Origin of the sequence: Nakamurella sp. UYEF19 (assembly GCF_040546275.1) — a bacterium.
GTDB lineage: Bacteria > Actinomycetota > Actinomycetes > Mycobacteriales > Nakamurellaceae > Nakamurella.
In genome coordinates this window covers 1-12092 of the sequence record NZ_JBEPNO010000035.1, presented here as the reverse complement: position 1 = coordinate 12092, position 12092 = coordinate 1, and the positions used below count along the sequence as shown (strand labels likewise).

Sequence of the window (12092 nt, the reverse complement as noted above, 5' to 3'; positions counted from 1 at the left end):
CCGCCCGCGTACCGGTGGATCCCGAGGGGCCGGGAGCGGCGATGAGGCTCATCATCGTTCGACACGGCGAAACCGATTGGACGTTGACCGGCCGCTATACCGGCGGCACGGACTTGGCCCTGACGGCCAAGGGCCGGACCCAGGCGGCCGCCCTGGCACCGGTGCTGGCCAACGTCCTGCGTGGTCGGGATCCGGTGGTGGTCACGAGCCCACGGCAACGCGCCATCCAGACAATCACCCTCGCGCTACCCGGACACCAGATGGACATCGACCCGCTCGTGGCCGAATTCGACTACGGGGACTACGAGGGCTTGACGGGCGAGCACATCCGCCGGCGCGCACCCGGTTGGGACATCTGGCGGGATGGCTGCCCGCATGGCGAGTCGACGCCGGATGTCGGGACACGAGCCGACCGTTTGTTGGCCGGGGTGGTACCCGACGGCACACAGCCGTTGGTTGTAGTGACCCACGGCCACTTCTCCCGGATCCTGGCTGCTCGAGCCATCGGGCTGGCACCGAAATACGGACGGCTCTTCGCGAGTACTACTGCTTCGGTTTCGCTGGTCGAAGATCATGACAGTGAGCGGTGTCTGGGCTTGTGCAACGCAGATTCCGGTCTTCTCCAGAATTCAACCCACGGCCCGACCCTCCAATCTGGCTGGACCGCGGAATCGCTGTCGGCCGCCGGAGATCGTCCGACAACTCGGCACAAGATCTTCGCCACCTGGAAGAACCAGGTGAGCCTGGCGCACTCGCTGGTGCTCGCCGACGCCGCCACGAGGGCCGTGTCCGAGGCGGAAGGTCTGTTCGAGTTGTCGGTGTGCCCGTCGATGACCGCGTTGGCCTCGGTTGCCGATACGTGATCCTGGGCCACTCCGAGCGGCGGCTGTACCTGGGCGAGACCAACGACATGATCGCCCGGAAGCTGCAGACCGCGTTCACCCATCACCTCACCCCGATCCTGTGCGTCGGCGACACCCTGGAGCAGCACCAAGCGGGCCGATCCCAGCAAGCCGTGCGGGCGCAGCTGGAGGTCCTGCTCGAGGTCTACCAGCAGACCGGCGGCCCGTTTCTCATCGCCGACGAGCCCGCGTGGGCGATCAGTACCGGCAACGACCCGATGGCATGCACAGCGAAGGAGGCGCAAGACCGGCACGGCTTCCTCCGCGCGGTCATCGCCGCGGAGCTCGGCGGCGCCGTCGCGGCCGACACCACGCTGCTCTAGGGGGGGAGCGTCACCGCCGACAACGCTGAAACGTACTTCCGGCAGGCTGATATCGACGGCGGCCTGGTCGGCGGCGCCAGCCAACATCTGACCTCGTTCCAGGCCCTGATCCGGGCCTGCCTGGCCACCTACCGGCGCCTACGCGATGAAGAAGCGGGGCACCTGTTGAGCTGCGACACCAACGAAACCGTCACGGCAGGAAAGGAAAACCCTTGAGCATCAAGACCGCATCATTCCGAGTCGAGGCTCGAACGCAGGTCGACCTGACCGACCGGCCCACCACGGTGGAGCCGCTGTACAAATCGCAGAAGAACTACAGGAAGAAGCTGCGCAAGCACGTCAAGAAACTGAGCGCGTTGCAGCGGCTGCACTACGCCTCCGACCACCGCGCGCTGCTGGTGATCTTCCAAGGGATGGACGCCGCCGGCAAGGACGGCGCGATCCGCCACGTCATGTCCGGAATCAATCCGCAAGGCTGCCAGGTGTTCAGCTTCAAACAACCCACCACCGAAGAACTGGACCACGACTTCCTCTGGCGCACCAGCCGGTGCCTACCCGAGCGTGGCCGGATCGGCATCTTCAACCGCTCCTACTACGAAGACGTCCTGATCACCCGGGTCCACCCGGAAATGCTCCACGGACATGGCCTTCCCGACGATCTGATCGACGACAAGAAGATCTGGCAGCAGCGTTACCGCTCCATCGAGGACCTGGAAAGGCACCTGCACCGCAACGGCACCCAGATCGTCAAGATCTTCTTGCACCTGTCCAAGGGTGAACAGGCCAAACGGTTCAGGGCCCGCATCGACGCCCCGGACAAGAATTGGAAGTTCAGCCTCGCCGACATCCACGAACGGTCCTACTGGGACACTTACCAGGGCGTCTACAGCGACGCCCTGAGCGCCACCAGCTCCCAGCACGCACCCTGGTACGTCGTCCCGGCGGACAACAAGCACAACGCCCGACTCATCGTCTCCCAGATCCTGCTGGACACGCTGTCCGAGCTGAAGATGGCCTACCCCGAGACGACCGACAAACGCCACCATGAACTGGAATCATTCCGCCACCAACTCAGATGATTGGTGACGCCGGTTCCTGCGAGCTGCGCAGCCAGATCTGGCTCTCGTTCGAACATTGTTGACCACACCGCAGTACCCCTCACCTCTCACGACCGCCTGGCACCCCAATGGATCGATCCCGGATTCGGCGCGCCGTCACAGTCGGAACGAAGAATGGACCGCGCCGATGAGTATCAACCTGGCTGTCACCCCTATCCCACAGATCCACGCCGCGCCCACCGACGCGGTCAACGAGCTCGACGGCCTGTACTTCAAGGCCCGCCGCGCCGTGGCCGAAGCCCTGTCCCGCGCTACCACCGATGCAGAGCAGCGCGTTTGGCAAACCCGTACCACCCGAATGAAATCCGCCTACAACGAGCTCAACCGCGACGACCTGGCCAAGGTGCTAGAGGCCATCGGCGTCATCCACGCACAACAGGAAGTGACGAACGCCAGCATCACCGCCCAGCTCGCCGCCGCCGACACGCGCTCCCACATCTCAACCGACCCCCGCCGCTCAGTCTGAACAGGCGACCACCGCCGCTGGCGACCACCGCTACTAGCGGACGCGTGCGAGATCTGCTGCCCAAAGATGGGATCGACACCGAAGCGAGCACACGTTGACACGCCGCCGGCAAACGGATCGACACTGGCGCCACGATCAAACCCGCTGCCGAGCTCGACATTCGCCCGCGGCGGCGTGAGAGGCTGGCCCGGTGACCGACTACGAAATCGTCATTCATCTGCGTGATTCCGCTGAACCTGCACGCATCGCATTACGTGGATTTTCCGGGATTGATGCGGAGGCTGAGCGTGAGGGGCTGATCTACGACCTGAACGAGGCACGCTCGGCGGAGGTGCCGATGCTCGCTGTCCAGACCAAAAGTGGATTCCCGCCGGATCCGGTGCGGCTCGACCCGCACCGAATTACAGAGATCGATCTGATCGAGATGGTCGGCCCGCAGGAGTGAGGCGATACTCCGGCGCCCTACCGTCGGGCGGACTCGCGGGTCACGTTCATCGTGGCGGCGGGGAGCATCGGGGGGTACGGCAGGTTTCCGGCGTAGTCGCCGGATGCCAGGACGCCGGGCCTTGGTCTGTGGCGCGGCATGGTCCGGGAGATGCTGTGGTCGCTGCATGCCAGCCGCAGTCGTCCCGCCGGTGAGTGAATTGCGGATTGGTATGGCCCAAGAGCTGATCAGCGTCGAGGCAGATGCCGTACATCTGATGTCTGGATGTTGTGGTTGGTTATTTTGCTGTCAGTAGCTGTCGAACTTCCGCAGCGATCTGAAGGTCTTCTCTGGCGGTGATCACCAGGCTCTGCACGCTCGCGTCCGGCGGGCTGATCACGTCGTCACCCTCGAGCTTGTTCTTGCGGTGGTCGATCTCGACGCCGAGGTAGCCCAGCCGTCGTGCGGCGCGCTCGCGCACGATCGATGACTGTTCCCCGATGCCGCCGGTGAAGACGAGCACGTCGAGTCCGGCCGTTGCTGCGCTCATCGCTGCGATACCGGCGGCCAGGTGGTGGATGTAGATATCCATCGCCAGTTGCGCGTCTGGTTCCCTGCGCTGCGCCGCGGCGTCGACCTGGCGCATGTCGGCGGTTCCGGCGAGCGCGAGGATGCCGGAGCGTTGCTCGAGGGGCGGTGGCGACTTCATGCGCGGTGAGGTGTTCGTGTTCTTGCAGCCATAGCACCAGGCCGGGGTCGACGGTGCCCGAGCGGGTCGCCATCACCAGCCCCGCCAGTGGGGTGAAACCCATAGTGGTGTCCACGCTTCGGCCTGCGAGTATGGCCGCCAGCGATGCTCCGGCACCGAGGTGGCAGGTGACGATCCGCAGGTCGGCAATGGGGCGGTTCAGCAGCTGCGCCGCCCGGCGGGAGGCGTAGCTGTGGGATAGGCCGTGAAAGCCGTAGCGGCGGATGCCGTACTTTTCGCGCCACTGCCGGGGAATCGCGTAGGTTGCGGCCTCGGCGGGCAGGCTGGCATGGAAGGCGGTGTCAAAGCAGGCCAACCGCCGGCGTGTCGGGTAGGAGGGCGGTGACTGCATCCAGACCGGCCAGCGATTTGGGTTGATGCAGTGGGGCCAGGTCGGTCAGCTCACGCAGCCGCTGCTCGACGTCGGCATCGATGTTGACCGCGTGGGTGAATTGGGTGCCGCCGTGCACGATGCGGTGACCGACGACATCGGGCTCCGCCAACACCCGCGGCGACGCCGAGACCGCTCCGATGGAACAGTCGCAGTTCTACCAGTTCGACATCGACACCACAGCGGTCACCGAGGTGTGGCGCCGCGGCAGCGTCATCGAGTCCTGGCTGCTCGATCTCACCGCCGCCGCCCTGGTCAAATCGCCCGACCTCGACGAGTACGCAGGCAGAGTGTCGGACTCCGGTGAAGGCCGGTGGACCTCGATCGCGTCGATCGAGGAAGGTGTCCCCGCCCCCGTACTGACCACCGCCCTGTACTCCCGCTTCGGCTCCCGCGGCTTGGACGACTTCGCCGATAGAGCCCTGTCAGCCATGCGCATGGGCTTCGGCGGACACGAAGAGAAAGCGACCACCGCGGTCACCCACCACGAGCCAAAATCATGACGACAGGGACTTTCACCAGCCGCCCCGGTGACGCTGCGGCGCCCGGCCCCACGGCTGGGTGGGTGCGGGCCCGGTGGGCGGCTTCTGGTTAGGGACACTGATCGGACGACCGGCCGCCACCAGCAGGGTTTGTCCGTCGTGCCGCACTGACAGTGCCGGCCCGTCTAAGACCCGATATGTCGTCGTCGCCGGGGCGATCTCGAGGCTCAGCCGGCTCTGCTGTACACCGATCGTCAGGGCCAGCCGGGTGATGCCCGCCGGTAGCCGCGGGGCAAAGGCGATGGTGCCGCCGCGTTCCCGCAGACCGGCGAAACCGTGGACGAGGGCGATCCAGGTTCCGGCCAGGGACGCGAGATGCAGACCGTCGCGGGTGTTGTGTTCCAGGTCGTTCAGGTCCATCAACGCGGCCTCGGTCAGGTAATCATAGGCCAGGTCCAGGTGGCCGGTTTCAGCGGCCAGCACAGCCTGGGTGCAGGCCGACAGCGAGGAATCCCGGACGGTGAGAGCTTCGTAGTAGGCGAAGTTGCGGGCCTTTTCCGCCGCGGTGAAGGCCTCCCCGCGTAGGTGCATGGCGAGCACCAGATCTGCCTGCTTGACGACCTGCTGGCGGTAGAGGTTGAAGTACGGGAAATGCAGCAACAACGGATACTGACTGGTGGTGGTGGCGGCGAAGTCCCAGACCTGGTGGTTGGTGAAACCCTCGGATTGGCTGTGGATCCCCAGCTTCTGGTCGTAGCAGACCACCATGGCGCCGGCGGCGTCTAGCCACTCGGCGATCTCCGGTGCGGCGATGTGAAGGTCTCGGGCGCGGTCGGGGTGGCGCTGCGCGACATCAGCGGCGCACACCAGATTATGTTGAGCCATCAGGTTGGTGTAGACGTTGTTGTCCGCGACAGCGGAGTACTCGTCGGGACCGGTCACCCCATCGATACGAAACCCGCCGGCGGCGTCGTGGTGGCCCAGTGAGCACCACAATCGTGCGGTTTGAGTCAGCAGTTCCACCCCGATGTCCCGCTCGAACGCCACGTCGCCGGTGACGGCGATGTAGCGGACGACCGCGTCGGCGATATCGGCCCCGAGGTGAAACGCGGCGGTGCCGGCCGGCCAGTAGCCTGAGCACTCATGCCCGGCGATGGTGCGCCACGGAAACACCGCCCCCTCCAGCCCCAACTGGTTGGCCCTTGCCTGGGCTTTCGGCAGGATCGAGTACCGCCACCGCAACGCGTCCCTCGCCGCCGACGGCGCGGTGTAGGTGAGCACCGGCAACACGAACGTCTCGGTGTCCCAAAATGTGTGCCCGTCATAGCCGGGCCCGGTCAGTCCCTTCGCGGCAATGGCCCGCCCTTCGGCCCGCGCGCCAGCCTGCAGAAGGTGGAACAACGCGAAACGGACGGCCTGCTGCACCGGGGGGTCACCGTCGACGTCGACGTCGGCGCCGGCCCAGAACCGGTCCAGATACGCGCGCTGTTCGGCGACCAAACCGTCCCAGCCGGTCGCCGCGGCCGCGGTCAACGCAGCGGCGACCTGATCGGTGACCGCCGGTGGCGAGCGGACCGCCGACCAGCCGTAGGCGACGAACTTGACCAGCCGCAGCCGCTGACCGGGCTGCAGCGTGGCCGTCAAGCTGACCCGACCCAGATCAGGGAAGCTCTCGCTGGACACCCGCGTCGCCGGCGGCGCGTCCAGGTGGTGTTCCATCGCCGCGCCGAGCCGTAGACCACTGGACGCGGTGCGGTGCAGCAGGAAGGCGCCGCTCCCGCGGCTGGTGTGCTGCTCGGACACCAGCGGGCTCAGCAGCGCAGATCCCTCCCGCGGGTCACCACCGGCACCCGGCAGCCTCTCGTTGGCCACCAGCTCCGATTGCAGCACCACCCGCGCCGCGGTATCGATCGGTTCGACCTCGTAACAAACCGCGGCCACCGCACGCTGCACCAACGAGACCATCCGGGTCGAGCGGACCCGCACGCCCTGCCCACCCGGCGATATCCACTCGACCTGCCGGCGCAGCAGCCCGGTGCGGAAATCCAGCACCCGCTCGTGCGCGATCAGCTGTCCGTAGCGGACGTCGAAGGGCTGATCGTCCACCAGCAGCCGGATCACTTTGCCATCGATGCCGTTGATGACGGTCTGCCCGGCCTCGGGGTAGCCGTACCCCCCCTCGGCGTAGGGCAACGGGTGCGACTCGAACACCCCGTTCAGATACGAGCCGGGCAGCCCATGCGGCTCACCCTCGTCCAGGTTGCCCCGCCACCCGATATGTCCGTTGGACAGCGCGAACACCGACTCGCTCTGCGCCAGCACCGCCAGATCGAGGCCGGTCTCCCGCACACACCACGGCGCCACCGCGTACGCCGGATGCGTGATCACCCGGGGCCGACCGGAGTCAGCAGCTGCCCGAGGTCGGTCACCACCCGGTCGGCGCCGTGCGCGCGCAGTTCCTCGCCTTGGCCGACCCGGTCGACCCCCACGACGAACCCGAATCCGCCGGCCCGACCGGCGGCCACCCCGGACAGGGCATCTTCGAACACCGCCGCCCCGCCCGGATCCACCCCCAGCACCGTCGCAGCCGCGAGATACGTTTCGGGCGCAGGCTTTCCGTCCAGCTGCTGTTCCTGGGCGGTGACCCCGTCGATCCGCGTGTCGAACAAATCAGCGATACCGGCGGCCGTGAGCACCTCGGCATAGTTGGCGCTGGAGGACACCACCGCCGTGCGTAGACCCGCTGACCGCACTGCGCGGACGTAGCGCCCCGAGCCGGGATAGGGATTTACCCCGTCCCGGCGGATCCTGCGCAGTAGCATCGCGTTCTTGGCGGCACCGAGCCCGGTGATCGTCGGCTCCTGGACCCCGTCAGTGGAAGCTCCGATCGGCATGTCGATGCCGCGTGACCGCAGAAACGAGCGGGTGCCGTCCGCTCGGCTCTTGCCGTCGACGTAGGTGTCGTAGTCGCCGACGTCGTCGAACGCCACGAACGGCTGACCCTCCTTTTCGGCCCTCGCCTTGAGGTACTTGTCGAACATCTCCTTCCACGCCGCTGCGTGCAGCCGGGCCGTGTCGGTGAGGACACCGTCCAGATCGAACAGGCATGCCTGCGCTCCTGCCGGCAAGCCCAGCGGGCTATGCGGGGCAGAGCCGACCGTGCACCGCTGCCGACTCTCGGGGTGGTGCGGCGCGGATGCGCTCATCGCTGCACTGGATCCGACGCTACGAAACCCCGGTTCCGTATGGTCCCTGCTGGTGTTTGTCACCAATAACCATCTCTCAACCTCGGTCTGTGGGTCAGTCGGGGGGCTGGGATGTGCCGACGCCGCGGTAAGGGTCTGCGCCGTAGTAGGGATAGCCCGGATAGGTGTATCCCATGCCCCAGTACGGCTGATAGCCGTAGTAGCCGGAAAGGTTGCCGTAGTAGCCTCTTTCGTTCTGCAGGTCCGGGTCGTAGTCGGGCGCCGCGGCGACGTGCTCACCGGACTGGTCGACGGTCACGACGTCGGCGGCTACGGCGCTGATCGCATCGACCGGGATGAACGATTCCTTGGCCCCGAGGCCAAGGAATCCTCCGTGCTCCACCTTCAGGAAGCGGACCTTCCGCTGCTGGGTGTCGATCATCAGGTCCGTCACCTTGCCGATGTCGGTGCCGTCCTTGTCCTGGACCTTCCGTCCGCGGATGTCTTCGACGGGGTCGGCGACGGTCTGCCCCTGGGTGCCGAGCGCGATCAGCGCGGAGTTGTTGTCAGTCACTTCACTGCTCATGGGGTTTACTCCCAGGTAGGTGTGGCGGGTGCTGGTGGGGCTGAGCCGGTGTTGGTGAATCGACGCCTACTTCGTGTCGAGAATGGGGAAAGCTTCGGTGCCGGTTCACGTTCATGGCGATGGCGGCGCGGGCGGCCACGAAACGAACGGCATCGGCTCCGGTGGGTGGGCCGGGTCGAATTCGGCGTTCGCGGCCGCTGCCGGGTCGACCATCGCGGGGTCGGATTGGCCGGGAGTTTTCGGTTCGTAAGGGTCCGCGCCCGGGCTGATCGCCTGAGTAGGTTCTTGTTCGGCTGTGCCCATGAGGGTCATGGTCCTTTCATCAAATCCAGTCGGTAGGGAGCCTGTCGGCTGGGGGATCGGGGCAAGCGGCTGGTCGGCTGCTCGGCGTTGGCCGGTCGCAACGGGCTGCCAGTGGTGTTTTTCACTCGCCGTCCGACGCCGCGCCGATCAGGGCGAAAACTGTTTGAGCAGCCGGGTGAGTTGGTGATCATCAAGGGCGGTCCACTCCGGGATCTCGTTACCGGTGAACTCGCCGGGCCGCACCGGGCCGCGGCTGCCGCGCTGCAAAGAGGCGCGCACAGTGCTGCGGTGCGGCAGCCTCACAGCCCCGGTCGGCTGTCGTTCCGGCGTGTCGACGGCGGTGTCGGTCGAGTTGTGTGCGCTTTGAGTGTGCGGGCCGGGGCCGACCGCGGGATCGTGGTGCCACCCGGTGATCACCAGAGCGATCATCAGCACATCGATGAGGAAGAACAACATCGGAATCACTCCTGAGGTGGATCGGATCGGCGGTTGCGTGATCGAAACGAGCTGCCCCGGTCTGTGCCTGATATCGACGCTGCGGTCCTGGTCTTCCGCCACTGCCGGGCGGGCAGCTGGGCTTTTCTAGTAGGCGTAGCCCAGACCCCAGTAAGGGGTGAACCCGTAATGCCGGTAGATACTGGCGTGGTAGGTCCGGGCCTCGAGCAGACCTGGGTCATAGCCTGGCGCCGCCGCGACCCGCTCGCGGGACTGATCAATGAACACCTCGTCCTTCGTGGTCTTGGTGACGGCGTCGACGGGTATCAGCGACTGCGTTTCGCCGAAGCCCAGAAATCCGCCGTGCTCCACCACCATGAAGCGGACCTTGTTTTCCTGGTCGTCCACCAGCAGATCAACTACGTTGCCGATGCCGTCGCCGTTGCTGTCCTTGACCTGCCGTCCGCGGACGTCGTTGGCTGATCCGTCGATCGTCTGACCGCGGTCACCCAGCGTGTACAAGGTGGTGCTCTCGCTCGTTGTCATCAAAGATCGTCTCCTTCTGTTGGTGAAAGCTTGAGTTGGTTTGATCGGCCGTCGATCCCGGCGACGGCGGCGTTACGGCGGATGTCAGGTCGTCATGTCCCGCGGCATAGCGGCCAGGAGTTCCCGTGCACGGGCGGCGTAGCCGTGTTCGACGAGCACCTCGTACTTGGTGGCCACGATCTGGTCGACCGAGGTGAAATCGCGGGTGCCCCGCCGCGTCGCTGTGCTGTAGCCGAGCTGACTCCAGACCAACCCGAACACCGCTCCCAGTAGCGGAGTGGTGATCAGGAAGCCCAGCTGGCTTCGGTCGCTGAACAGGCTGAACGCGATCCCGACGAACAGCCCGATCCACAACCCGGACAGAGCACCGGCCGCCGCGATTTTGCTGCGGGTCAGGCGGCCGGTGACCCGCTCGACGGATCGTAGTTCTGTGCCCACCAGTTCCACGTTCTGCACCGGAAAGTTGTTCTCGGCGAGGTAATCCACCACCTGCTGGGCCTTCACGTACTGGTCGTACACACCCAGCGAGAGCGGATATTGCATCTGTATGCGGTCGGCGGTGAACATCTGACTTCTCGTCATCATGGGTTCCTATTCGGTGGTGGCGTGCGGTGCGGATTTGGTCAGGAGCCCGATGAGGTGGCGGTCATCCGCTGCGCTCCACTGGGCCGGTACGAACGCCGACGTCAGTCCAGGCCCCGCACTGGCGGCGCCGCAGACGCCGGTTGCGCATTGTCGGGCGCGGGAGCGCGGGAGGGCGGGCGGGTCGCACAGCAGCTGGTCACCAGCAAACGCGTCCAGATGACCAACGGCACGGGTACGCAGGACCATGACCAATGCTCGATTCAGCTCAGTGGCACCCACTCGGCCTGCGGTTGGAACCGTGGACCGCTGATCAGGCCGGCAGGACTGCGGCGGGTCAACTAGGGTCGAGGCCAAGGGCGCAGCACCACCACGTACGGTGTCGAATCAACAAGGGGTTGTCGCTCAGAAGTGCCTGGTGGGGAGCGTTTCGCTCACCGCGGCGGCCGTCAGGCGATCCACGAGGTCCAGGCTGGCTGTCAACTCAGCTAACTCCGACACTACGCGCCGGTGCGGCGCCGGTCTACAAGGGCGCACAGTACAAGGCGGGACCGCATAGAAGGCTATTCTGGGCGCTGCTGGCCGTATGGCGCCCCATCAGGTTGACCATGACATCTTTTCGATCTCTATGGTCCGCACCCCCGACGCGGCCAGTTGTCGACCTCGATGATGCCGGCGGCTGCAGTGGTCCGGTGAGGCCGAGCAGGTCAACCACTGTGAAGGACCTGCGGCGTCACTGCGAGGCACGTGGGTCGGGTAGTTCACCGGTGCGAGAAAGGTTTTCGGCGACCTGCCAATTTGACGTTGCTGTTGTGCGACGCGGCCTCCAGGTGGGCGAATGCTTGGTCTGCGCTCAGGTGCCGGGTATCCATCAGGATGCCTTTGGCTTGCCCGATGATGTCGCGGGACAGGACAGCTTGCTGCAGGTGACTTCGGTGGCGCTGGGCGGCCAGGGCGATCGAGGCGTGGATGGCCAGGGTGGTGGCGTCCGCGGCGGTGCGTGGGGTAAAAGCGTCGACGCGCAAACCCAGCACCAGCAGGGTCCCGAACATCATCGCCCCGCTGCCCAGCGGCACGCAGATCAGGCTGCCCATTTCCGCGTAGTGATCCAGAGTCACCGACACCGGCCACCGATCGGCCACTGCACCTGGCTGCGATTGGTCGGCCGCGGCCCACCGAGGCGGTTCCAGGGTGCGGTGCAGCGCCGCCTCGAAGGTCGCCGGCGGTCCGTGGGCCGCGGTGATCTGCAAGTTCCCGGAGCTGGAAACAACGGCGACGGCGGCCATGTCGGCGCCCGGGAGCAACTGAGGGACAGCTGAGGTGATCTCGTTCAGGGCTGAGGCCTGGTCGGGTTGCTGGTGCCAGGTCAGGGCCAAGTGGGCCAGTTCTGCAGCGAAATCCCGATCTAGCGACGGGTCGGCACCGCGCCGACCGGGCGGGAGCGACACATCGGTCAGTCGTCTCACGCCGTCACCGGCGTGCGGGGCAGCCTCTGTCGGACCGGCACGGAGATATTGTCAATACCTGTGGATCAAGATCATTTAGGCGACCTCCTGAACATCGGTGTCGCGATCTGATCGTTCGACGAGTTTGCCGTGGTG

13 protein-coding genes and 3 pseudogenes are annotated in these 12092 nt (G+C 66.0%); 6 read left to right on the top strand and 10 right to left on the bottom strand.

What is annotated here, in order from left to right; all coding sequences use genetic code 11:
• Window positions 1-41 precede the first annotated feature (41 nt).
• The 5 genes and pseudogenes from ABIB25_RS27040 to ABIB25_RS27020 all read left to right on the top strand — a co-directional run bounded on the left by ABIB25_RS27040 (window position 42) and on the right by ABIB25_RS27020 (window position 3254).
• The gene (locus ABIB25_RS27040; RefSeq protein ID WP_354531625.1) at window positions 42-863 is read left to right on the top strand and encodes a histidine phosphatase family protein; all 822 of its coding nucleotides are present in this window, start codon (window positions 42-44) and stop codon (window positions 861-863) included.
• Window positions 821-1441, top strand: a pseudogene (locus ABIB25_RS27035) (triose-phosphate isomerase family protein). The gene ABIB25_RS27040 and the pseudogene ABIB25_RS27035 overlap by 43 nt, the downstream one beginning before the upstream one ends.
• Complete coding sequence (locus ABIB25_RS27030; protein ID WP_354531624.1) at window positions 1438-2304, top strand: ADP-polyphosphate phosphotransferase; 867 nt, start codon at window positions 1438-1440, stop codon at window positions 2302-2304. Before ABIB25_RS27035 ends, ABIB25_RS27030 begins: the two are co-directional and overlap by 4 nt.
• A gap of 166 nt (window positions 2305-2470) precedes the next feature.
• Window positions 2471-2809 (top strand): hypothetical protein, encoded by a 339-nt coding sequence (locus ABIB25_RS27025; protein WP_354531623.1) that lies wholly within the window; start codon window positions 2471-2473, stop codon window positions 2807-2809.
• A 190-nt stretch (window positions 2810-2999) separates the two neighbouring features.
• Window positions 3000-3254: a hypothetical protein gene (locus ABIB25_RS27020; RefSeq protein WP_354531622.1), complete on the top strand. Its 255-nt coding sequence runs from the start codon at window positions 3000-3002 to the stop codon at window positions 3252-3254.
• A gap of 277 nt (window positions 3255-3531) precedes the next feature.
• Here ABIB25_RS27020 and ABIB25_RS27015 read toward each other — a convergent pair whose 3' ends face one another.
• The 3 genes and pseudogenes from ABIB25_RS27015 to ABIB25_RS27005 form a co-directional block, all read right to left on the bottom strand.
• Window positions 3532-3942: a hypothetical protein gene (locus tag ABIB25_RS27015; RefSeq protein ID WP_354531621.1), complete on the bottom strand. Its 411-nt coding sequence runs from the start codon at window positions 3940-3942 to the stop codon at window positions 3532-3534.
• A gap of 46 nt (window positions 3943-3988) precedes the next feature.
• Window positions 3989-4333, bottom strand: a pseudogene (locus ABIB25_RS27010) (acetate/propionate family kinase); the annotation flags it as partial.
• The gene (locus ABIB25_RS27005) at window positions 4284-4484 is read right to left on the bottom strand and encodes a hypothetical protein (RefSeq protein ID WP_354531620.1); all 201 of its coding nucleotides are present in this window, start codon (window positions 4482-4484) and stop codon (window positions 4284-4286) included. The pseudogene ABIB25_RS27010 and the gene ABIB25_RS27005, both read right to left, overlap by 50 nt.
• Before the next feature lie 4 nt (window positions 4485-4488).
• Between ABIB25_RS27005 and ABIB25_RS27000 the strand changes: the two are divergent.
• A pseudogene (locus tag ABIB25_RS27000) lies at window positions 4489-4875 on the top strand (phosphogluconate dehydrogenase (NAD(+)-dependent, decarboxylating)); the annotation flags it as partial.
• A gap of 12 nt (window positions 4876-4887) precedes the next feature.
• Here the strand turns inward: ABIB25_RS27000 and ABIB25_RS26995 are convergent.
• The 7 genes from ABIB25_RS26995 to ABIB25_RS26965 all read right to left on the bottom strand — a co-directional run bounded on the left by ABIB25_RS26995 (window position 4888) and on the right by ABIB25_RS26965 (window position 11957).
• Window positions 4888-7242 carry a glycoside hydrolase family 65 protein gene (locus ABIB25_RS26995; RefSeq protein WP_354531619.1) on the bottom strand — a complete coding sequence of 785 codons (2355 nt, stop codon included), beginning with the start codon at window positions 7240-7242 and terminating at the stop codon, window positions 4888-4890.
• Entirely contained in the window at window positions 7239-8060 is an 822-nt protein-coding gene (locus ABIB25_RS26990; protein WP_354531618.1) for an HAD family hydrolase, read from the bottom strand. The genes ABIB25_RS26995 and ABIB25_RS26990 overlap by 4 nt, the downstream gene beginning before the upstream one ends.
• A 94-nt stretch (window positions 8061-8154) precedes the next feature.
• Window positions 8155-8625: a PRC-barrel domain-containing protein gene (locus tag ABIB25_RS26985; protein WP_354531617.1), complete on the bottom strand. Its 471-nt coding sequence runs from the start codon at window positions 8623-8625 to the stop codon at window positions 8155-8157.
• 450 nt (window positions 8626-9075) lie between these two features.
• Complete coding sequence (locus ABIB25_RS26980; protein WP_354531616.1) at window positions 9076-9486, bottom strand: hypothetical protein; 411 nt, start codon at window positions 9484-9486, stop codon at window positions 9076-9078.
• Window positions 9487-9510: 24 nt separating this feature from the next.
• Window positions 9511-9909, bottom strand: a complete 399-nt coding sequence (locus ABIB25_RS26975) for a PRC-barrel domain-containing protein (protein ID WP_354531615.1) — start codon at window positions 9907-9909, stop codon at window positions 9511-9513.
• Between the two features lie 84 nt (window positions 9910-9993).
• The gene (locus ABIB25_RS26970) at window positions 9994-10491 is read right to left on the bottom strand and encodes a YflT domain-containing protein (RefSeq protein ID WP_354531614.1); all 498 of its coding nucleotides are present in this window, start codon (window positions 10489-10491) and stop codon (window positions 9994-9996) included.
• A 761-nt stretch (window positions 10492-11252) separates the two neighbouring features.
• Entirely contained in the window at window positions 11253-11957 is a 705-nt protein-coding gene (locus tag ABIB25_RS26965; protein ID WP_354531613.1) for a GAF and ANTAR domain-containing protein, read from the bottom strand.
• Between the last annotated feature and the right edge of the window lie 135 nt (window positions 11958-12092).

What these genes read in the sequence shown, in the direction of transcription:
- ABIB25_RS27040 (WP_354531625.1), top strand. Translation starts at nt 42, where the DNA reads ATGAGGCTCATCATCGTTCGACACGGCGAAACCGATTGGACGTTGACC.
- ABIB25_RS26975 (WP_354531615.1), bottom strand. Translation starts at nt 9,909, where the DNA reads ATGACAACGAGCGAGAGCACCACCTTGTACACGCTGGGTGACCGCGGT.
- ABIB25_RS26990 (WP_354531618.1), bottom strand. Translation starts at nt 8,060, where the DNA reads ATGAGCGCATCCGCGCCGCACCACCCCGAGAGTCGGCAGCGGTGCACG.
- ABIB25_RS27025 (WP_354531623.1), top strand. Translation starts at nt 2,471, where the DNA reads ATGAGTATCAACCTGGCTGTCACCCCTATCCCACAGATCCACGCCGCG.
- ABIB25_RS26985 (WP_354531617.1), bottom strand. Translation starts at nt 8,625, where the DNA reads ATGAGCAGTGAAGTGACTGACAACAACTCCGCGCTGATCGCGCTCGGC.
- ABIB25_RS26970 (WP_354531614.1), bottom strand. Translation starts at nt 10,491, where the DNA reads ATGACGAGAAGTCAGATGTTCACCGCCGACCGCATACAGATGCAATAT.
- ABIB25_RS27015 (WP_354531621.1), bottom strand. Translation starts at nt 3,942, where the DNA reads ATGAAGTCGCCACCGCCCCTCGAGCAACGCTCCGGCATCCTCGCGCTC.